The sequence below is a fragment of the Herpetosiphon gulosus genome (assembly GCF_039545135.1).
GTDB lineage: Bacteria > Chloroflexota > Chloroflexia > Chloroflexales > Herpetosiphonaceae > Herpetosiphon > Herpetosiphon gulosus.
This window is the reverse complement of the sequence record NZ_BAABRU010000006.1, coordinates 169,986-189,787: the sequence shown is the minus strand read 5'-3', so window position 1 is coordinate 189,787 and position 19,802 is coordinate 169,986. Positions and strand designations below refer to the sequence as shown.

Below are 19,802 nucleotides of genomic sequence, written 5' to 3'. Positions count from 1 at the left end.
GGGGTTGGCTTGATAGGGGCTTTGGTTGTGGCCTTATTGGCACGTCAGAGTGCCCGCACCGAGTTTGATCGCTTTTTATCCGAGCGTGATCAAACCGAGTTGATCAATGCCGTCACAACCTTTTATATGAGCTATTCGACGTGGGATGGCTTGGAAGCAGCCTTAAACCAAGAGGCCGATTTGGCTTATTATCGGCGTAGAGCTACGCTTTTCGATCGTGATGGCAACGTAATTCTAGCCAACGGCCCGTATGTACCAGGCATGATCGCCGATCAAGCAACCCTAAATGCAACTCAACCTTTAACCGTTGCTAACCAAACTATTGGCTATATCGCTTTTGGTATGATCCAAACCGCCCAACCGCCTGCGCCGAGTGCTGATCAAATGATCAAAGATGGGCCACGACCCCAAGATTCGTTTGATCAACGGATTACCTGGGCGATTGGGGTCAGTGCAATTTTTGCTACCAGCGTAGCCTTGTTAGTAGGCACATTCTTGGCTCGCCGCCTAACTCGCTCGTTGCGTGAGCTGACGGTGGCGACCCAAGCCATGGCTGCTGGTCATTTGGAGCAGCAAGTTGCAGTGCGTTCGAATGATGAAATTGGCGATTTGGCTCGCTCGTTTAATCATATGAGTGCTGATTTGAGCAAAGCCACCCATTTGCGCAAGCAGATGACCGCTGATTTAGCTCACGATTTGCGCACACCCTTGAGCATTTTACGGGGCTATGCTGAGGGCTTGCGTGACGGCGTTTTACAACCGTCAGAGACGATTTACACGGTGATTTTTGATGAAGTGACCCATCTTCAGCGTTTAGTTGACGATTTACGAGTGCTTTCGTTGGCCGATGCTGGCGAGCTTTCGCTCAATCGTCGTTTGGTTGATCCAGCGGCTTTGATCGAGCGCACGATTTTGAGTGCCTTTGTGCAAGCTGAACGCCAAAATATCGAACTCAAATTAGAAACAGAGGCTGGCCTGCCATCGGTTTCGGTTGATACTGATCGCATGGCTCAAGTCTTGAATAATTTGGTGAATAATGCTTTGCGCCATACCAAACAGGGCAGTATTAGCTTGATTGCCAAACGTCAAGCGCAACAGGTGCAATTGATTATTCGTGATACTGGCAGCGGTATCGATCCTGCTGATGTGCCCTATATTTTCGCCCGTTTCTATCGGGGTGATAGCTCGCGCCAACGTGAAGATCAAGCCTCGACAGGCTTGGGTTTGGCGATTGTCAAGGCGATTGTTGAAGCGCATCAAGGCCAAATCGACGTTGAATCGAATTTGGGCGAGGGTACGAGCTTTATCATTAGTTTACCGATTGCTTGACAATAGAGATATAATGAAACATATGTTCGTTTAGCAAGGGTGGGTACGATGCAAATTAAAATGACCAGCGTATTTGTTGATGATCAAGCTAAGGCCTTGAAGTTTTATACCGAAGTCTTGGGTTTTATCAAAAAAGTTGAAGTACCAGTTGGTGAATTTTTATGGCTGACCGTGGTTTCGCCCGAAACCCCCGATGAAGTTGAACTTGTGTTGGAACCCAATAATCATCCGGCGGCCCAAGCCTACCAAGCCGCCCTTAAAAACGATGGAATTCCCTGTTTGAGTTTGGCGGTTAAAGATATTCAGGCCGAATATAAGCGTATGCAAGGCTTGGGGGTTGAATTCCGTGGCCCGCCCGCTGAAATGGGGCCAACTCTTGCCACGACTTTCGACGATACCTGTGGCAATTGGGTGCAAATGTATCAAAGCTAAATAACTCATTCTGCGCGTTCTGGTGAGCCGAGTTTGCCAGAACGCTGTTTTGTTTGGACACTATAATGCGTGAATATTGCCAAGGTGATCTATTGGCTGCGAACACCGCAGCTTTGGTCAACCCTGTTAATTGTGTGGGCGTAATGGGCAAAGGTTTAGCGCTGCAATTTCGCCAAACCTTTCCTGCCAATTACCAAGCCTATGTTAAAGCCTGCCGAGTTGGTGAAGTACAGCTTGGCACGATGTTTGTATTTGTTGAAACAGGTAATGTGCAGCCAACCACGATCATCAACTTTCCGACCAAGCAACATTGGAAGCAGCAATCGAAACTTGAAGATATTGTTGCTGGCTTGAATGATTTAATTGCCCAACTAACACTCCGCTCAATTGATTCAATCGCTGTGCCTGCTTTGGGTTGTGGCTATGGCGGGCTAGCTTGGGCCGAGGTGGAGCCATTGATCGGGCGAGCATTTGAGCGTTTGCCCATGGTACGAGTGAAAGTATTCCCACCACAATAAGCCATAATCGATCAAATTAATGCTTTAGCAACACGCCAAAGGCGTGTTTTTGATTTAGTGGTGGAGCAAAGAACATTTTATGCATAATCGCATCTAAATAGCAATGAGAGGCTATACCCTCTCGTATGACTGATAAAAGTAAATAGGAGGAATGTATGTCGAATGAATTGTATAAAACTGGGCAAGAAGCTCCTAAATCGAGCTACTATGTATTTGTAAGTTATACTGATGGATCAACATTGCCCGCACCGACCAAAGAAGAAAAAGAAATCTATTTAACTCGAGGGGAAGTTTTTCCTCCAATTCGTTCGCAAAACAAAGGAGCGATTTGGAAGGCCAAATAATTCGCCTTTGATAGTGAGTGTCTTCGGGAATATTGGTATAGCAATATTCCTGGACTTAATCGTATAAGCTGATAAATAATAATTGGTATATTCTATGACCTCACACATTATCAATTTAGTTGTGGAACGTTTGAGTAGCGTTGCTGGAGTTGAGGCTTTAGTGCTGGGTGGTTCGCGGGCGCGAGGCAATCACCACGCCAAATCGGATCTTGATATTGGGATTTATTACCGCCAAGATTTGGATATTGCCGCCTTACAAACCCATGCCCAAGCCCTTGATGATTTGCAGCGTGAGCAGCTGGTAACGGAAATTGGCGGTTGGGGGCCATGGATCAATGGCGGTGGTTGGCTAACGATTCAAGCATTACCTGTCGATTGGCTGTATCGCGATTTGAACAAGGTTGAGCAGGTATTGGCTGCTTGCTTGGCTGGCGAAGTAAGCATCGATTATCAGCCAGGCCACCCGCATGGCTTTGTTTCGGCGATTTATCTAGCTGAAATCGCGCTTTGCCAGCCATTGTACGATCCGCAGGGCACTTTGGCTGGTTTGAAACAACCGCTTGAGATCTACCCACCAGCCTTGCAGCAAGCGTTTTTAGGGCGTTTTTGGGAAGCTGATTTTGCTTTGGCGAATGCTCGTAAGGTGGCTCAACGTGGCGATTTAACGTATATATCGGGTTGTTGCTTTCGCTCGGTGATGGTACTAACCCAAACCCTTTTTGCGCTCAATCAGCAATATTGGATGAACGAAAAAGGCGCAGTAGCCTTGACCAATGGATTTCGCCAAGTACCAGCCAACTTTGAGCAACGAGTGACCCAACTATTCAGCCTGCTTCAGCCGCAACCTGAATCAATCGATCAAGCCTTGCAAGAACTTGCAGAATTGATTCAGGCCACGGCGGTTTTGTTGAAGTAGGCTCTACACCATTGCCATTTGCTGAATTGCGGTGCGCAAATTGGGGTAGGTAATCAGGGTATTGAGATTAATTCCCAAGCTGACGATGCTTTGAGCAATATCGGGGCGCACCCCAACCAAGGCAACTTTAGCTCCGAGTAACATCGCCGCACGGGCAATTTGCATGAGCGAGCTAGCAACGTGAGTATCAACCATCGAAACCCCAGTAATATCGAGCAGCACTCGACTAGCCTGTTGTTCGTTGATTCCGTTCAACACCGTTTCAGTGATTTGCTGGGCACGTTCAGTGTTGATGCTGCCAATTAAAGGAATTAACAATACACCTGGTAATAGAGGAATTAATGGACAACCAAGCTCTAAAATTGTTTTTGATAAGGCATGTTCCCGATCGACTGCTCCGCGCAAGACCTCGCGCTCAGCATCAAGAGTTGACTCAAGTGCCTCATGTTCGAGTGAACTGCCCAAAATCGAGGCCCAAATATACAAACTATTGATATCGGCGATGGTTTTTTGGACATCAGCATGGCCAAAGGCTAAAATGCCCCAATCGTGGCTGGCAGTGACGATCGGCACACACGCAACATAGCCACTACTATTCAATTGGCGAGCTTGCTCCAGAAATTCGGCTGGCGGAAACTCGCTGCCGCGACAATGACTGCCTGCTTTGATTGTTGATGAGCCATCTTTGCTGTAAATGCTGGCCAGTCGTAAAAAACCTGGTTTCTGCTCATCCCATAGTGCAAGGCAGGCGATCGAAACAGGCAAGCGCTGCATCCAAGCCAATTTGCCAGTTTGTTGTTTTTGATTTGAAACGAGCAGCATGCTCAGTTCATGATTAGCAGCGAGCAACCGATCAAGCCCGGTAATTTCGTTACGTTGCAACTCAAGCACCGTATGCAACAAACTCGTATGGGCGGTGGCCAGGAAGGCATTAATCTGATCGGCAGGTAGATCGGTTTGGGCTAATTGTTGATTGGCAGCAGCAGCAAATACCTGATACAGTACCGAAAGGGTATCCGATTTGGAGTTAACTGTGATGATTGCATACCATGCAGCGAGATAATCGACCTCAACTTTTTGGGCCTCAACCTTGGCCTGAAGTGCCTGAATTAGGCTGCGAATACCTTGATTGCTCTCGTTGAGGCTGAGATTGGGATCGATTGGCACGGGATAATAGAGCACTTGTTGCATGCGTTGAGCTAATTGATCGGCCCAATGCTGCTGTTTAGGAGCAACTGTACTGGTATTGATCCCGGTATACACATCTTTGCAACCACACGATTGCCGCCAAATTGGGATGGTTGGCACATAAATTGGGGTGTTTGAAACCGGTTTACCTGCGATCAATTCAATCGCGCTATCGGCGGCGATGCTGCCAAGCAGTTGGGGTTGTTGGCGCACGGTAGTTAATGGTGGGTTGGTATATTGAGCAATATTGGCATCGTCAAATCCCACAACTGCCAGATCGTGGGGCACGCGATAACCCTTAGTCTCCAAGGCCATCATTACCCCAACCGCCTGTTGATCATTGGCGGCGACCACGGCACTAAAATTTAAACCATTGGCAATCAGCGGGTAAAAGGCATGTTCAGTGCGGCCCTCAGTATAATCGCCAACATCGACCACCCAAGCTGGGTTAGGCGTGATCTTGTGTTCTTTGAGCACATCGCAATAAATACTATAGCGATCACGCATATCGCTATTATTAAAATTACCAACGAAGGCGATTTTGCTATGACCATGCTCGATTAGGTGTTCGACCATTGCACGGGCGCTTTGGTTGTTATCGGGCATGACCAGCGGAAAGCGCTCGCCAGCATTGGGAGCACTAATCACGACGGCTGGCATATTGGTCGCTAATTCGTTCAAGCCAGCCGGATCGATAATCACGATCCAAGCTTTGATATGCTGTTTGGCCAGTTGGTTGTTGATCAGATGTTGGGGAGCGCCTTGCACCGCAATCAAATCGTATTGATGCTTGCGTAAGCTTTGCAAAATGCCTTCCATTACGCCTGTCATAAATTCGCCGGCGAGTGATGGTGCTATGAAACCAATTGCCTGCCTGCTAGCCATATGCAAACTCCTCGAAAAACAACAACCTCGTCGAAACTAGCTATCTAGCTGAGTATGGCACTAATTATCAGCCCTGACAAGTGGTGAAATAACGGTTAATCTGGTTGCTTTTCTACTATGCCAGCCCAATCCTGCCGCAGCAATGGGTATTCAGTCGCCAATTGCTTAGGTCGGGGCTACCCCTTAGGCAATTTGGCTACTTGCTATTTGTCAAAAACAGCTTAAGATGAAGCCATGGATTGATCATATGTAGAGGAGTATCGATGATCCATTCGACCTATGCTGAGCTCTTTAATCCGCAGTTCGTTCAAGATCCCTTCCCCACCTATGCTGCTCTGCGTGCCGAAGCCCCTATTCACCGCATTAGCCTGCCCGATGGCCGTGGTTTGTGGATGATTACCCGGTTTGAGGATGTTAAGGCGGCGCTGAAAGATCCGCGTTTTATCAAAAATTGGCGGAAAGTGCTCAATCCCGAAGAGCAAAAGTTGATGCCAGTGATGCCGCCAGTCGTGCAATTGCTGTTTAAACATTTGCTAGCGCTTGATCCGCCTGATCATACGCGGATTCGCGGGATGGTGCATAAGGCCTTTACCCCCCAATTGGTCGAGCAACTCCGCCCACGCATTCAACAAATTGCCGATGAGTTGCTCGATGCCATGCTGGTTGGCCCCAACCACACCGATTTGCTGACGGCCTATGCCTTCCCACTGCCTTTGACCGTCATTGCCGAATTGCTGGGAATTCCGCTGGATCAGCGTGAAAAATTTCGGTATTGGTCGGGCTTGGTGGTGACCGTCGATCCCTCGCCTGATCGCTTTACCCGCATGGCGGGTGAGATGGAACAGTTTGGTAATTATTTACGTGAGTTATTCGCTGAAAAACGTGCCAACCCTACCAACGATTTAACCAGTGCTTTGGTGCAGGTTGAAGAAGCTGGGGCTAAACTGACCGAGCAAGAATTATTTTCGTTGGTATTTTTCTTGTTGATTGCAGGCCATGAAACCACGGTTAATTTGATTGGCAATGGCATGTTGGCTTTATTACAACAGCCTGAGCAATTGAATTTGCTGCGCGAAAACCCTGACCTGATTCGTAACGCCGTCGAAGAATTGCTGCGTTACGATAGCCCAGTTGAAACCTCAACTATTCGCTGGGCCTGCGAAGATCTAGAATTTGCCGGGGTGAAGATTCCGCGTGGTGAGCAAATTCTAGCGGTGATCACCTCGGCCAATCGTGATCCAACGCATTTTGCTGCGCCTGATCAGCTTGATATTACCCGCACTGAGCACAACCACATCGCTTTTGGCCATGGCATTCACTATTGTTTGGGTGCGCCGTTGGCTCGGCTCGAAGGTGCCATTGCGATCAATTCATTGGTACAGCGATTGCCCAAATTACGTTTAGCCGTGCCAGCCCACGAATTGATTTGGCGGCCTGGTATGCTGATTCGCGGCATGATCGAAATGCCAGTCGAATTTTAACTAAAAACGCCGTCTAGCTCTAAACTAGACGGCGTTTTTAGGTTTATTGCTTGCTAATGAGTGGTAAAAAGTTGATATTAGTTTCGGCGCTTGAATGTAGTAGCAATACAGCGCTGCGTTCAGGGTCGGCGCTGGTTTGAGCTTTGACCCACACGTGATCAGCTGCTGGGTTTGGGCCTGCTGGCAAATCGACGCGAATGCTGAGCGTATGACTAGCGTTTGGTCCAAGATTGCTAGGCACTGCACTAGTTATTGTGGTTGGCCAAGTATTGCCAATCAGGTTGAGGCTTATTGGCACAGGTTGTTGGCTGAGATTGCGCAAGGTCAAGGTGTAGGTGATGCTGGTTCCATGCAGATTACTTTGCTCAATTTTAGGTGTGGTCAAGCTAAGTACACTCGATTGGACTTCCACATCGGTCGCTTTGACAAAACCAAACCGATGATTGAAATTTATTTGATAATATTTGGTTTGGCCGCTGACAACGATGTGTGAGCTTGGATCAAGCGTTGGGGTATAGACTGGCGAATAGTAATAGGTGCTGGTGTAGAGCTGGGTTGCCACCACAATATTATCGGCAGGCAAGCTATAAATTGAGGTGATTGCTTGGGGCGGAATGCCTTGAGGATATGCCGCTGCCTCGGGATAGGCCCGCCCATAGACTGGAATATTGGCTTGACCAACTTTTGGTCGCACCTTTAACCCTTGACCTGCTGTGGTATTCGAGCCATCGGGGTTGTGGAACCAAGCTTTCTGCCCACCAAAATAAATCGCTTGCCAATTGCCTTGTTGATCGGCGACAACATAGGTTTGGCCAGTCACAACTTTGTTGGCCCAATTGTTGGCATGAGTTGGGGTTGAGCCAATGTATTGATTGGTAATTAATGGTGAGTTGGCGTTGGGCTGAGTGTGCAAATAGAGAAAATTGGCGCTTTGGGTTGGTACATCGCGGCAATCGTTGCTGCTATAACAATAGGTCAATGCGGGCATGTTAGTATCAAAATTGGGATTAATTGTAACCAACTGCGAGTCAGGATTGCTGATTGGGGCGGGGCCACCACGCACCAAATCCATATAATGCGCCCAATCCCAAAACGGGCCTGGGTCCCAGTGCATGCCTGGTTGATGTTGAGGTAGTGGGCCAGGCAACTCATCGTGGCCGATAATATGGCTACGATCTAATGGAATACGGTATTTATCGGCGAGATAGCGGGTAAGTTGAGCCGAGGCTTGGTACATCGCTTCGCTATACCAGGTTGCACCTTCGATGGCAACACCTTCGTGTTCGATGCCGATCGAGTGGCCGTTAACATCCCAATTGCCAGCATGCCAAGGCACGTTTTTATTCTCGACCATCTGGGCAATATGGCCATCGCTGGCCCGAATGACATAATGGGTTGATGCACCCGTGGCCGGATTTTGAAACACATTGACGGTTTGAGTATAGGTGATTTCGGTGTCGTGAATCAAAATATAGCGAAAATCTAAGCCATCAACTGGGCGATTGGCCAAATCGTAGTTACCATAATCGCCACGATCATTCGGGTTATTCAAGGCATAGGCCGCTGGAATCACTTCGCAATTGAGCGTCGTTGGACAATCCAAGGGAAAATCAGCGCCCAAATAGAGTTGCAAACTAGCAGCACTTTGGCGATTGATTGTGATTGTCGTGGGGGTAAGACTTAACACTTCGCCGTTATCGAGGCTGCGGGTTGCACCTTGTTGCAAGGTTGCGTAGACCCGATCGGCAAAGCCAAAAGCGGTCGAACGCTCCTTGCTGCCGCTATATAACACTACCGCACCATACCAATCAGTAAGTTTAGTGGGCAATTGTGGGTTGATGCTGCGGCTATATTCAGCTAACAAGGCAGCACCACCACGAATATTCTGCACAGGATCATTGATTAATGCACTGCTTGGTTGACCAAGTAATTTGGCGGCTTGAGCTAAAGTTTGTAATTCATCTGGTTGTTTGAGCGGCGCGGCCCAATCAAGACCTTTGCTAGCTTGCCAATGGCTCAAATCGATTTGGGTTAAATGCATGATTCCATAGCCGCCACTGGTGCTAGGCTGGCCTGCATGGTGCTCCCAGCGCGAAAGATTGTAGCTCAGTGCTAGCAATAATTTGCTTGGCACATGAAATTCGGCGGCAGCCGCAGCGAAGGCTGCTTGCAAATTGTTGATGGGTGGAGTTGGGCTGTTGGCGAAACTTGGCAGCGGCAGATAGCCAAGGCCTAGCCCTAAAACGACAAAAACGATCAACAAGCGTGATCGTAACCAACGTTGGTTCATTGTTGCTTCCTCAACGACTAAAAGACCCTACTCATCGATTTAGTATACCTGCTTAAAATTGATTAAGAACTGAGAGTTAGCTGAGGAGTTTTGATCCACGAAGGGCACGAAGAGCACGAAGCGTCGGAACCGCGAAGATTTCATTTCTAGCCACAGATTGGCACAGATTGGTTTGATTATTTTGTTCTATGCTCTATGTTCTTTTACCTTCTGCCTTTTGCTGTTCATCCCTTGGTTTTTCCCTCTAAGGGCTAGGCTTGAATAGGAGTGGTGGCAATTTGGCTCGTTAAGTTAGTCGTAAGCTTCAGGCCTGATACTACGATCAAATTCTTCCTCCTCTACACTCTTCTCTCCTGCAAGCGGCCCGACTGGGCCGTTTGTGGTTTTAGGCGATCATAGTTTTTGGCCTAAACTGGCTTTCTGATTCTCTCCCACAAGTAGCTTGACCAAATTTCTATCATTGTTGCTTTTGCTGTGCCCCAAGCCCACCCTCGTTTGATTACGAATATTCGTTCAATGGTAGTAACAATAAACTCGAATCAATGACCAAAACTGTATTGCGTGACTGATTGAGTTGCTCAGTGCTGTTGTGACAGTGCAGGGCTGAATTGGAATAACTCCTTGTGCTGCCCATGCGGAGGACAACTTTAATTAGGCAGTTGTCGCCTGAACGCACCTATTCGTAATCAAACTACCAACAGCAAAGCGTCTAGGCCAACTCAGTTAGCCAATTGATGGTCTGAATTTTCGTGTCAAGTTCGCGAAATTGGCGAGCTAAATGATCAGTTTGCTGGCGAATTTGGCGTACATCGACGGTTACAATGTTGCGAATTTCAGCCTGACCATACCGATTATGGCGCTGTGAAGCTGCTTCAGCAATGCTTTTGAGCATACTTAAACGCAGTTTTAGCACATCACGTTGGCCTAAAACAGTGGTCAAATTGTGTTGATCGTTAAAAGGTGTGATGCTATTGGTATGATTGATTTTGACAATCATATCTTCAAATTGAAGTAACAAACGTTCAATTTCGCTCAACAATTCATGAGGGTCTTCTGGTGGATCATCGCCTTCTTGGATCAGTACGGAGAGTTTAACGCGGGTGCGTAATTGTTCAAGCCGACGCTGAATGTCCGCTCGTAAAATCAATGCTTCTGCTAATTTCATTGAGTGTGGATGTGGCAGGCCATCCTTAATACTGCCTGAAAGAAGATGCCAAAATTATAGTGATACTGCTTATGATTTGTCAAGCTGCAAGATTTTGCCACTAAAGCTCGCTTATAATAGCATGCGGAAATGTTGTGTTGGAGGAATCAATGAACCTCATGCAAATTCATGGGCAATTTGCTGCTTTGCAGGCCCAGCGCGGGCGGATTGCCGCCAGCCGTGCGCCTGAGCGAATTGGCTATTTACAGCAATTTAAACGGGCGATCGAACAAGCCCGACCAGATATTCATGCGGCGTTGCAAGCCGATTTTGCCAAACCAGCGGCTGAAATTGAGGCCACTGAAATTCAGCAGGTGATCGAGCAAATCAATTTTGCCATCAAACGACTTGAAACATGGATGCAGCCCAAACGGGTTAAAACTCCAACCATGCTGACGGGCAGCAAAAGTTGGATTCAATATGAGCCACGTGGAGTTGTATTGATTCTTGCGCCGTGGAATTATCCGCTATCGTTGGCGCTTATGCCTTTGATTGGGGCGGTGGCGGCGGGGAATTGTGCGCTTGTGCGGCCATCGGAGCGCACGCCGCATACTGCCCAAGTTGTGGCAAAAATTATCGCTGCGGCCTTCAAACCTGAGCATGTTACCACTGTTGTGGGCGATGTTGATACTGCTGAAGCGCTGCTTGACCTGCCATTCGACCATATTTTCTTTACTGGTAGCCCACGAATTGGCCAATATGTGATGCAACGGGCCGCTGAGCATTTTAGTTCGGTTACCTTGGAACTGGGTGGCAAATCGCCAGCAATTATTGATCGTTCAGCCGATTTGAAGCGGGCTGCTCAGGCAATTGTATGGGGCAAATTTGTGAATGCCGGCCAAACCTGTGTTGCGCCTGATCATGTCTGGGTTCAGCGTGAGCAAGCCCAAGCCTTGACCCAATTGATCATTAAACAAATTGAGCGTAACTATGGCAAAGGCGATTATACGCGCCTGCAATCGCCTGATTTAGCCAATGTGATTGATGCTAATGCTACTGCTCGCCTGCGTGGTTTGGTCAATAATTCGGTAGCGCAAGGGGCGTTGGTCGCTTTGGGCGGCCAATCAACCGATCATCCTGCACGCTTTGCGCCAACCGTGCTGACCAATGTTAAACCTGGCATGGCGATTATGCAGGAAGAAATTTTCGGGCCGATTTTGCCAATTTTGGTGTATGACCAAATTGATGAAGTGATTATGGCGACCCGAGCTAGCGGCAAGCCCTTGACCATGGCGATTTTTGCCGAGAATCAAGCGATTATCAACTGGCTCCTGCGCGAAATTCCAGCTGGTAGCAGTATGATCAACGGAGTTTTGCTCAATTTGGCTAACCCTCATTTACCATTTGGTGGGGTGGGGCAGAGCGGCATAGGCAATTATCATGGCTTTTACAGTTTTAAAACATTCTCACATGAGCGGGCAGTATTTCAACTTGGTGGCTTAAATGTAGTCAATTTATTTCAACCGCCCTATCGCTCGGTGGCTAAGCGTTTGGCGGCATGGTCGCGGCGGATCATGAGCAAACGCTAAACGATATTCGCCGCTATCCATAGGGGGGGATAGCGGCGAATGGGGATTTTTGAATCGTTCTGCGATGTGTGACCCCATCACAGGAGGGGTTTTGTCGGTCTATGGTTGAAGGTGATGAAGTTATCTCCTTCCAAGGTCTTTTCATCGTCACGATTGTTGATGCTGTTTCCTTGTACCGAGCGTGGTTTCCGAGGATGATAATATGCTACTTGGATGAGTAGCAGATGAGTTAAGGGTAAAGAACCGTTAAAAAATTTCAATGGCTTGGATCTAAAGAATTTGAGCGAGGGTATAGCCTAAATCTTCGTAGGTATGAGGCTTTAAAATCAACGAACGAATGCCCAAAACTTGGGCCAGTTCATAATCTTCAGGCCGCACATAACCTGAGGTCAAAATAATCGGCAAATTAGGCTTGATCGCCAATAAATGTTTTGCCAATTCAAAGCCCGACATATGCGGCATCGAGACATCGCTAATGACCACATCGATCGCGCTGGGGTCGCGTAGAAAATATTCTAAGGCTGCTTGAGGGTTGGTAAAGCCATTTACGCCATAGCCTAAAGTGTTGAGCATTTTAACTGCCAAACTGACCAAGGCTTGTTCATCGTCGATATACAAAATATGGGCATAGCCGTTTTCCGAGACGATTTGGCGTTTGGGCGGAGTTGGGTTTGGTAACTCATTGCTCGTTGGAAAGTAGAGCCGAAAGGTTGAGCCTTTGTTAATCTGGCTATAAACCGTAATTGCCCCATCGTGGCCTTTCATAATCCCATCAACGACCGATAACCCCAGCCCAGTACCCTCGCCTAGCGGCTTGGTGGTGAAAAACGGGTCAAAAATCCGTTTGATCGTTTCTTTATCCATGCCACAACCGTTATCACTCACCGATAGCCGCACATAATGACCCTCGTGCAAATTCGGAATCGTGCGCGATAATTCAGCAGTCAGATGCACTAGATCGAGCCGAATTTCGATTAATCCCCGATTATTACCAATTGCATGAGCCGCATTGGTTGCCAAATTCATAATAATCTGAAAAATTTGGGTTGGATCAGCTGCCGTTGCTGGAATTTGGCCAATAACGTTTACCTGAATTTCAACCATGGCTGGCAAAGTTGCGCGTAATAATTTGATTGCTTCATCGATAATGCTTGGCAGCAGTACAACCTCACGTTTAACCTCTTGTTGGCGACTAAACGTTAAAATCCGCCGAACTAAATCAGTTGCTCGCTCGCCAGCTTTTTCAATTTCGCGTAAATTATTCTGCACCGGATGCTGCGGATCAAGATCGAACATGGCTAATTGGGTATTACCAGTAATTGCCAATAAAATATTATTAAAATCATGGGCAATGCCGCCAGCAAGCGTTCCTAAGGCTTCCATCTTTTGGCTGCGTAATTGAGCATCCTCAGCTCGTTTACGATCATCAATATCGTTGCTAGCGCCAAACCATTTGATAATTTCGCCGTTTTGACCAAATAATGGTACTGCCTGAGTATCAAACCAGCGATAGGTATTATCATAACGGCGAATCCGATATTCACTATGTAATTTTTGCCGATTAGTCAGCGCTTGATTCCATTCGTGCATAAATAAAGCTTGATCATCGGGATGAACCTGTTTAATCCAAGCTAAACCTAATTGTTCAGCCTCAGGAATACCAGTGTAATGCACCCATTGCTGGCTTAAATAATCGCATTTACCATCAGGAGTACACGTCCAAATTAACTGTGGTAATGATTCGGTTAAGATTTTGAAACGCTGTTCGCTCTCTTGTAAGGCTTGGGTTGCTTGTTTATAAGCAGTAATATCACGATTAATGGCAACAGTGCCTTGAATTTGGCCTTGATTATTTTTGATCAGCGAAACACTACTAAGGATGTGATGACGTTGGCCATGGCGATCGAATTGATAGACCTCGCCTTGCCAGAACGCTTGTTCAAATAATTGAGCGCCTGCTTGCTCGTTTGAATCATTATGAATATATTCGTTCGGGATTAACGAACCAAAACGCTGACCAATTGCTTCGTGTGCTTGCCATCCATAAATCTCCTCGGCAGCACGATTCCAGCTTTTGATTAAATAATTACTATCAGTTGAAATAATTGCATCGGAAACGTGAGCTAATAAATTCGCTTGATAACGGAGCTTTTCCTCGGCATGTTTACGTTCAGTAATATCGTTAATTGTTAAAAATGCGACTGAATGGCCTGCTGAATTGATTACTGTTGCTCCGCCATAGCGAAAAATCCGTTCCCAGACAACAGGTGTGTTAATGCGCCGAATTTTCAGCTCGATTGATTCGAGGGTTTCGCCACGAATCAGCCGCGACATCGGCCATTGTTCAATATCTAAAACTTGGTTATCGAGCGTGCTAATTTCATAAAAATCGTTAAAATCAGGAATTCGACTACGACATTCCTCCATATTTGCAAAGCCATGCATAGCTAAAGCAACCCGATTCCAATGAAATAGATTGCCATTAATATCTGAGAGGACAATCCCTTCATTGAGATTTTCAATCACGATTTGTAGGCGTTCTTCACTCTCTTTGAGTTTACGTTCATAGATTTTTCGATTGTTAATATTATGAATAACCGTAAATCCACATAAGCTATTATTCAATACAATTAATGTCATTGAACAAATTACAAAAATTGTTTCGGTCGATTTAGTTCTTAATTCTAATTCATAATCACTGACATAGCTTTGTTTTTTGAGTGCTCGAACCATCAGCGTGCGATCATTCTGATCAACAAAAATATTGAGATCTTGAATTGCTTGACCAACAAGTTCATTGCGTTGATAGCCCAATAAGCTGATTAAGCTCTCGTTGATCTCTAAAATAAGGCCATCGTTTAAACGGGTAATGATCATTGGGCTGGAACTGGTTTGAAAAATTGCATTAAAGCGTTGTTTGGATTCCTGCACCGCCACAGTTAATTTTTTGTTGGTACTGATATCGCTAATAAAACTAAAAAAGCCTTGTACCTCGCCATCGGCACTTAAATCGGGCTGATATTCAACTGCGACGCTCCGAATCGGTTGATCCTGGAGGCTGATAACGGTCTCAAAGGCGACCGCTTGACCGAGCAAAGCTTGATGAATGTGATCGTAAAATTGCTGATAAGCTGTTTCCCCCCAAACTTCAGCTACGCTGGAGCCAGTTATTTGGCTTAGTGGTCGTTGAAACCAGGCTTGATAGGCGGGATTATTAAAGCGATAGCAGCAATGGCGATCAATATAGCCAATCAGTGGGGCAATCCGTTCTTGATCAGGCTGGAAATTGGGTATTTGCTCTAAGGGAAGTTCAATCTGCTGTAACAAATCTAAAAATGGGGTTTGGCTGGTAGCCATTGGCTGGGCTTGGCGTGGCATGCTATTGATTTGATTGACTGTATTGAGTACCCCGACAATTGTGCCCTGCTCAGCATAAATTGGACTAAACGACAAATCAATTATCCATTGGTGGTGTGCTTGAGCGATTGGATGGGCTTTGAGCAGCTTGATTTGACCAAGTTGGGCTTGTTGGATTGCGGTAAAGATGGCTTGCTGACCAAAATAGCCTGCTGGATCATTGGCTTGAGCTTGTTGTTGGGGGTGATGCTTGCCAAGCAATTCAATATAATGGTCATTATAAAAAGTTGTCTGTGAAGAAGACCAAATTAAGGCCATCGGCACATGGGCATACAATACCATGCTGAGTGCAGTCTGCAAAGCGCTTGGCCATTGATCAATTGGCCCAAGCGGATGCTTGGCCCAGTCGATGCTTTGTAGCATCGCTCCAGCAATACCGCCATTGCGCAACCATGCGGGGAGATCGGTTAGCTGTGATGAATCATCAATATCGGGCATTGCGCGATCCTCGCGGTTTTGGCACAATCGCTGACAGAATTTTAGGCTTGCTTAAGTGTGTGGTGAGTTTCGAGTTAAGAGGACACTCTAGCAGTATAGCAGTGCCTAGCGGCTCATGCAATAAACAAATTTTCAGCTTAGAGCTTATCGTTGCTATGTAGGTAATGCTCGATGCATAAGGTGTTTGCGCACGCTCAATCAATTGCAACAGCGATCGCGGCAATGAGTTAATCATATATCAAAATCTGTTCAGGATTGCTGATTGTGTAACGTTTAACATGCAGAACCAGCAACGAGCCAATGTAATATCACGTTCAATCAAAGCTCCCATCAATGCCTGAGCTTCTTTGCTTTGGCCTGTGGCTGAGTTCTTTGGTACAACGGTTTAGTTAGGAGGACAACCGATGAGCGTGTATTGGGTTGAAAATCAATGGGGCGGCGATAGTGCTCCATGGCATCCAGGCGGTACATGGGTGTTAGGTGCGCGTAATAACCAAAATGTTGTGGCAATCAATATTTCCTCCGCTGATAATGGCCAAACATTTACTGGCACGATGACCTACATCAATGAAGGCCCAATCGGATTCCGCGCAACCCGTACCAGTGCCAACAACTATGCTGTCGAAAATCAATGGGGCGGCGATAGCGCTCCATGGCATCCAGGCGGTCATTGGATTATTGGAACTCGCGATAATCAAAATCCAGTCAATCTTGATGTTGATTCACGTGATGGTGGTCAAACCCTCAATGGCACGATGGTCTATGCAGGCGAAGGACCAATTGGTTTTCGCGGTAAGATCCAGTAACGATTAATCTTCAACCAGTCATGGCCGTTTGGTCATGGCTGGTTTTTTTGCGTTTAAATTTAAAAATCACACCTTAATGATTTTTAAATACGTTAAATTTATAGTTTTATGATTGGTTATAGTAATTGATTTATAAAAAATACTTGTTTAGTATTCAGGATTGTGCTTGATCCAACGTTTTAATCATGAATCGATTCAAACGACATCAGAATTTGTGTAGTAAAGGAATGATCATGACCACCCAACAACAAATTGATTATGCTTCGATTGCAAAAGCTCAATATGATGCAACTATTGAATCACTCAAACAATCATTTCCTGACGTGAATAAAAACGCCCCAGAAAAATTAGCTGCAAGCTCAACCACAACCGCAACTGGCTCGGCAACCTTTGCAACCGCCTTTATTTATGGCACCTGCACCTGTGATTTGACCTTTGATAATGGTCAAAAGACCCATTTTTATGGCACGATGTGGGGGATTGGGCTTGGTGGCGGAACCAGTGCTGGTGCCTATATCGGCGTACCCGCCAATCAACTGGTTGGCGATTGCAGCTTCCAAGTAACGGTGGTTTCTGGGGTTGCTGGCGCTGTGACGATTCAGTTCTGGCGTGGCAACGATTACCTTGGTAATTTTACTGGCGCAGCTTTGGCCGTGGCCGCATCGGTTACTGGTGGCAGCGGCGAATGGACTATGAAATAATTAAGCCTTTGAAGTTGCCCCACCAACTAGCTGGTTGGTGGGGCATTGCTATTTTAGGCCAGAATTGCTTCAATTTGGGCTTGAACATCAGCACTTAATTGAACTTCGCCAGCTTTGATATTATCGAGTACGTGTTCAGGCTTGGTTGCGCCAGTAATCACTGAGCTGATTTGAGGCAAGCGCAGCACCCAAGCCAAGGCCAATTGGCTGGTGGTTAGGCCAAGATCGCCAGCAATCGTAGTTAATTGGCGCACTTTATTCAAGTTGGTTTCATTGAGTTCGCGATCAAGCCATTTGGTGGTGGCTCCGCGACTGCCCTCTGGCAAGCCCGTATTGTATTTGCCAGTTAACAAGCCTTGGGCTAAAGGACTCCAAACCGTCAATCCAAGGCCATGTTGCTCGCAAGTTGGGATGATCGCTGGCTCGATATGGCGATCGAGCATGTTGTAGCGGGGTTGTTCAACTTGGGGCAAATAGCCGTTATATTGTTTGGCAATGTTGACCGCTTGCTCAATTTGCTCAGCTTCCCAGACGCTGGTTCCCCAATAGAGAATTTTGCCAGCCTGCACCAAATCGCTCATTGCGCGAACCGTTTCTTCGAGTGGTGTGTTGGCATCGAAGCGATGGCAGAAATAAATATCCAAATAATCGGTACCAAAATGGCGCAAGCTTTTATCAATTGATTCCATAATGTGCTTGCGACTTAGCCCTTGATCGTTCACATTGTTGCTCATAGGCCAATAGAGCTTGGAAGAAAGCACCAAATCCGAGCGTTTGTAATCGCGGATCACGCCGCCAACCACTTTTTCAGCTTCGCCGTAGGCATATGCATCGGCAACATCGATAAAATTGATGCCATTGTCGATTGCTGCCCGCAAACATTGGGCTGCTTGATCGCCTTCGACACTGCCGCCGTAGGTCAACCATGCGCCGAGCGATACCGCACTTACCCGCATGCCTGCTTTGCCTAGCCGTCGATATTCCACAGAAGCCTCCTCAGGAAGATATGCTGAAATTACAATTTGATCATACCACGAATTTGGCATGGTTCTTGGCATAGCTCTTGCCTTGATTATGCAGTGGAAAATGTGTTTTGGAGGATACTACAATGCAAGATCAAACAAGCATTCAACAAAATATTAGCAAAGTAGCTGAGCAATTGAAAGGCTTTAAGTTGGCGATGTTAACCACAGTTGCTAGTGATAATTCGTTGCATAGCCGCCCAATGGTAGTGCAACAAAAAGAATTTGATGGCGATTTGTGGTTTATGACCGGGCGTGATAGTGGCAAAATTGCTGAGTTAAGCCAAACTAAGCAAGTGAATGTGGCTTTTGTTGATGTTGATGATTCGCGCTATGTTTCGCTGAGCGGTACAGCCCAAATCGTTGATGATCGCGCCAAAATCAAAGAACTTTGGACTCCGCTGGCCAAAGCTTGGTTTAAAGATGAAAACGACCCCAATATTGTTTTGATCAAGGTTGAGCCGCAAATTGTCGAATATTGGGATACGCCTAACAGTACCTTTGTCCAAGTGGCGGGTTTTTTGTCGGCGTTGGTCACGGGCGAACGCCCCGAAATTGGGGAGCATGGCAAGGTTAAGCTTTAAATATTAATCGTTGACACCAAATTAAGGTCAGTTGCTTGCTGCAATTGGCCTTTTTTTATATTAACTGAACATATGTGCTTGACATAGAAATTTTGTTCTGGTATAGTCAAAATGGGTTACTGAAGCAACTACGAAATGAGGCATTCTAATGGCAACAATTCTGCAAATTCCCTCGCTACGCGATCAACAAAGCCGTGAAGTTAAGCGGTTACTGATGAAGCATTTACGGAGCTTTAGCGATACGCTTGAAGTTAATGATGTTGCCCATGTGCCGTTGTATCAACAATTAGCAGTCAATATTGTCTGGAAAGTGCGCATGCCGCCTTGTTCCAAGCGCAGCATCCGAATTGCCTTCTATTACGATGAAATTGGCAACGATCAACAGCTTTTTATCCCAACATGGCAAGCCGACCCCGACCCCGCCAGCCGTTTGAGCATCACAGCGGCTGAATATTGGTATAGCTATGTGGCGGCTACCAGCAAAGTCTATGTTTTGCCTGTGGCTCAGCTGCGGCCATGGTTCGCTCAACAGAGCCAATATTTAACTGCCCATGAAGTTATTCAACAATTGCCCGAGCAACCAGCCTCGATTCAGGCAATCGGGCGGTTTGTGCCAACCCAACGGCTGTTACGCGAGTTGGATGAACTTGAGATTTGGCCACTTAATCGGTTGCAGCCGAGCAAACGGGTTGCGTAGCTCGGCTGCAATGGCGCAACA

The 19,802-nt window shown here is 46.7% G+C and carries 15 protein-coding genes and 1 pseudogene; 11 read left to right on the top strand and 5 right to left on the bottom strand.

All coding sequences use genetic code 11. The features are described 5' to 3' along the window. Nucleotides 1-27: 27 nt before the first annotated feature. From ABEB26_RS09795 to ABEB26_RS09775, 5 genes are all read left to right on the top strand, one after another. Nucleotides 28-1,329 (top strand): sensor histidine kinase, encoded by a 1,302-nt coding sequence (locus ABEB26_RS09795; RefSeq protein WP_345721802.1) that lies wholly within the window; start codon nt 28-30, stop codon nt 1,327-1,329. Between the two features lie 48 nt (nt 1,330-1,377). Next, the gene (locus tag ABEB26_RS09790; protein WP_345721801.1) at nt 1,378-1,761 is read left to right on the top strand and encodes a VOC family protein; all 384 of its coding nucleotides are present in this window, start codon (nt 1,378-1,380) and stop codon (nt 1,759-1,761) included. A gap of 92 nt (nt 1,762-1,853) precedes the next feature. Next, nucleotides 1,854-2,279 carry a macro domain-containing protein gene (locus ABEB26_RS09785; RefSeq protein WP_345721800.1) on the top strand — a complete coding sequence of 142 codons (426 nt, stop codon included), beginning with the start codon at nt 1,854-1,856 and terminating at the stop codon, nt 2,277-2,279. A gap of 155 nt (nt 2,280-2,434) precedes the next feature. Then, nucleotides 2,435-2,623: a YjzC family protein gene (locus tag ABEB26_RS09780; RefSeq protein ID WP_345721799.1), complete on the top strand. Its 189-nt coding sequence runs from the start codon at nt 2,435-2,437 to the stop codon at nt 2,621-2,623. 94 nt (nt 2,624-2,717) lie between these two features. After that, nucleotides 2,718-3,539: a nucleotidyltransferase domain-containing protein gene (locus tag ABEB26_RS09775; protein WP_345721798.1), complete on the top strand. Its 822-nt coding sequence runs from the start codon at nt 2,718-2,720 to the stop codon at nt 3,537-3,539. 3 nt (nt 3,540-3,542) lie between these two features. On the opposite strand, the gene ABEB26_RS09770 is transcribed toward ABEB26_RS09775, so the two are convergent. After that, on the bottom strand, nt 3,543-5,612 hold the full coding sequence (locus tag ABEB26_RS09770; protein ID WP_345721797.1) for a substrate-binding domain-containing protein: 2,070 nt from the start codon (nt 5,610-5,612) through the stop codon (nt 3,543-3,545). 263 nt (nt 5,613-5,875) lie between these two features. Between ABEB26_RS09770 and ABEB26_RS09765 the strand changes: the two genes are divergently transcribed. Continuing rightward, nucleotides 5,876-7,093 carry a cytochrome P450 family protein gene (locus ABEB26_RS09765; RefSeq protein WP_345721796.1) on the top strand — a complete coding sequence of 406 codons (1,218 nt, stop codon included), beginning with the start codon at nt 5,876-5,878 and terminating at the stop codon, nt 7,091-7,093. A gap of 43 nt (nt 7,094-7,136) precedes the next feature. Here ABEB26_RS09765 and ABEB26_RS09760 read toward each other — a convergent pair whose 3' ends face one another. Both ABEB26_RS09760 and ABEB26_RS09755 read right to left on the bottom strand, forming a co-directional pair. After that, complete coding sequence (locus tag ABEB26_RS09760) at nt 7,137-9,383, bottom strand: N-acetylmuramoyl-L-alanine amidase (protein ID WP_345721795.1); 2,247 nt, start codon at nt 9,381-9,383, stop codon at nt 7,137-7,139. 709 nt (nt 9,384-10,092) lie between these two features. Beyond that, nucleotides 10,093-10,548 carry a DIP1984 family protein gene (locus ABEB26_RS09755; protein ID WP_345721794.1) on the bottom strand — a complete coding sequence of 152 codons (456 nt, stop codon included), beginning with the start codon at nt 10,546-10,548 and terminating at the stop codon, nt 10,093-10,095. Nucleotides 10,549-10,697: 149 nt separating this feature from the next. Here ABEB26_RS09755 and ABEB26_RS09750 point away from each other — a divergent pair, with 149 nt between their 5' ends. Next, the gene (locus tag ABEB26_RS09750) at nt 10,698-12,116 is read left to right on the top strand and encodes an aldehyde dehydrogenase family protein (RefSeq protein ID WP_345721793.1); all 1,419 of its coding nucleotides are present in this window, start codon (nt 10,698-10,700) and stop codon (nt 12,114-12,116) included. A 270-nt stretch (nt 12,117-12,386) separates the two neighbouring features. Here the strand turns inward: ABEB26_RS09750 and ABEB26_RS09745 are convergent, their stop codons facing one another. Then, nucleotides 12,387-15,971, bottom strand: coding sequence for a PAS domain S-box protein (locus ABEB26_RS09745; protein WP_345721792.1), 3,585 nt, complete (start codon nt 15,969-15,971; stop codon nt 12,387-12,389). A 413-nt stretch (nt 15,972-16,384) separates the two neighbouring features. Here ABEB26_RS09745 and ABEB26_RS09740 point away from each other — a divergent pair. Next, nucleotides 16,385-16,777, top strand: a pseudogene (locus ABEB26_RS09740) (lectin OAA family protein); the annotation flags it as partial. Nucleotides 16,778-17,010: 233 nt separating this feature from the next. Continuing rightward, nucleotides 17,011-17,478 carry a hypothetical protein gene (locus ABEB26_RS09735; protein ID WP_345721791.1) on the top strand — a complete coding sequence of 156 codons (468 nt, stop codon included), beginning with the start codon at nt 17,011-17,013 and terminating at the stop codon, nt 17,476-17,478. A gap of 53 nt (nt 17,479-17,531) precedes the next feature. Here the strand turns inward: ABEB26_RS09735 and ABEB26_RS09730 are convergent, their stop codons facing one another. Continuing rightward, nucleotides 17,532-18,464, bottom strand: a complete 933-nt coding sequence (locus tag ABEB26_RS09730; protein WP_345721790.1) for an aldo/keto reductase family protein — start codon at nt 18,462-18,464, stop codon at nt 17,532-17,534. A gap of 122 nt (nt 18,465-18,586) precedes the next feature. Between ABEB26_RS09730 and ABEB26_RS09725 the strand changes: the two genes are divergently transcribed. Next, nucleotides 18,587-19,084 (top strand): pyridoxamine 5'-phosphate oxidase family protein, encoded by a 498-nt coding sequence (locus ABEB26_RS09725; RefSeq protein ID WP_345721789.1) that lies wholly within the window; start codon nt 18,587-18,589, stop codon nt 19,082-19,084. A gap of 148 nt (nt 19,085-19,232) precedes the next feature. Further along, the gene (locus ABEB26_RS09720) at nt 19,233-19,781 is read left to right on the top strand and encodes a hypothetical protein (RefSeq protein WP_345721788.1); all 549 of its coding nucleotides are present in this window, start codon (nt 19,233-19,235) and stop codon (nt 19,779-19,781) included. The last annotated feature ends 21 nt before the right edge of the window (nt 19,782-19,802 follow it).

Excerpts from the sequence above, each read along its gene's own strand:
- ABEB26_RS09790 (WP_345721801.1), top strand. The coding sequence starts at position 1,378 with ATGCAAATTAAAATGACCAGCGTATTTGTTGATGATCAAGCTAAGGCC.
- ABEB26_RS09780 (WP_345721799.1), top strand. The coding sequence starts at position 2,435 with ATGTCGAATGAATTGTATAAAACTGGGCAAGAAGCTCCTAAATCGAGC.
- ABEB26_RS09775 (WP_345721798.1), top strand. The coding sequence starts at position 2,718 with ATGACCTCACACATTATCAATTTAGTTGTGGAACGTTTGAGTAGCGTT.
- ABEB26_RS09770 (WP_345721797.1), bottom strand. The coding sequence starts at position 5,612 with ATGGCTAGCAGGCAGGCAATTGGTTTCATAGCACCATCACTCGCCGGC.
- ABEB26_RS09765 (WP_345721796.1), top strand. The coding sequence starts at position 5,876 with ATGATCCATTCGACCTATGCTGAGCTCTTTAATCCGCAGTTCGTTCAA.
- ABEB26_RS09760 (WP_345721795.1), bottom strand. The coding sequence starts at position 9,383 with ATGAACCAACGTTGGTTACGATCACGCTTGTTGATCGTTTTTGTCGTT.
- ABEB26_RS09755 (WP_345721794.1), bottom strand. The coding sequence starts at position 10,548 with ATGAAATTAGCAGAAGCATTGATTTTACGAGCGGACATTCAGCGTCGG.
- ABEB26_RS09750 (WP_345721793.1), top strand. The coding sequence starts at position 10,698 with ATGAACCTCATGCAAATTCATGGGCAATTTGCTGCTTTGCAGGCCCAG.
- ABEB26_RS09745 (WP_345721792.1), bottom strand. The coding sequence starts at position 15,971 with ATGCCCGATATTGATGATTCATCACAGCTAACCGATCTCCCCGCATGG.
- ABEB26_RS09735 (WP_345721791.1), top strand. The coding sequence starts at position 17,011 with ATGACCACCCAACAACAAATTGATTATGCTTCGATTGCAAAAGCTCAA.
- ABEB26_RS09725 (WP_345721789.1), top strand. The coding sequence starts at position 18,587 with ATGCAAGATCAAACAAGCATTCAACAAAATATTAGCAAAGTAGCTGAG.
- ABEB26_RS09720 (WP_345721788.1), top strand. The coding sequence starts at position 19,233 with ATGGCAACAATTCTGCAAATTCCCTCGCTACGCGATCAACAAAGCCGT.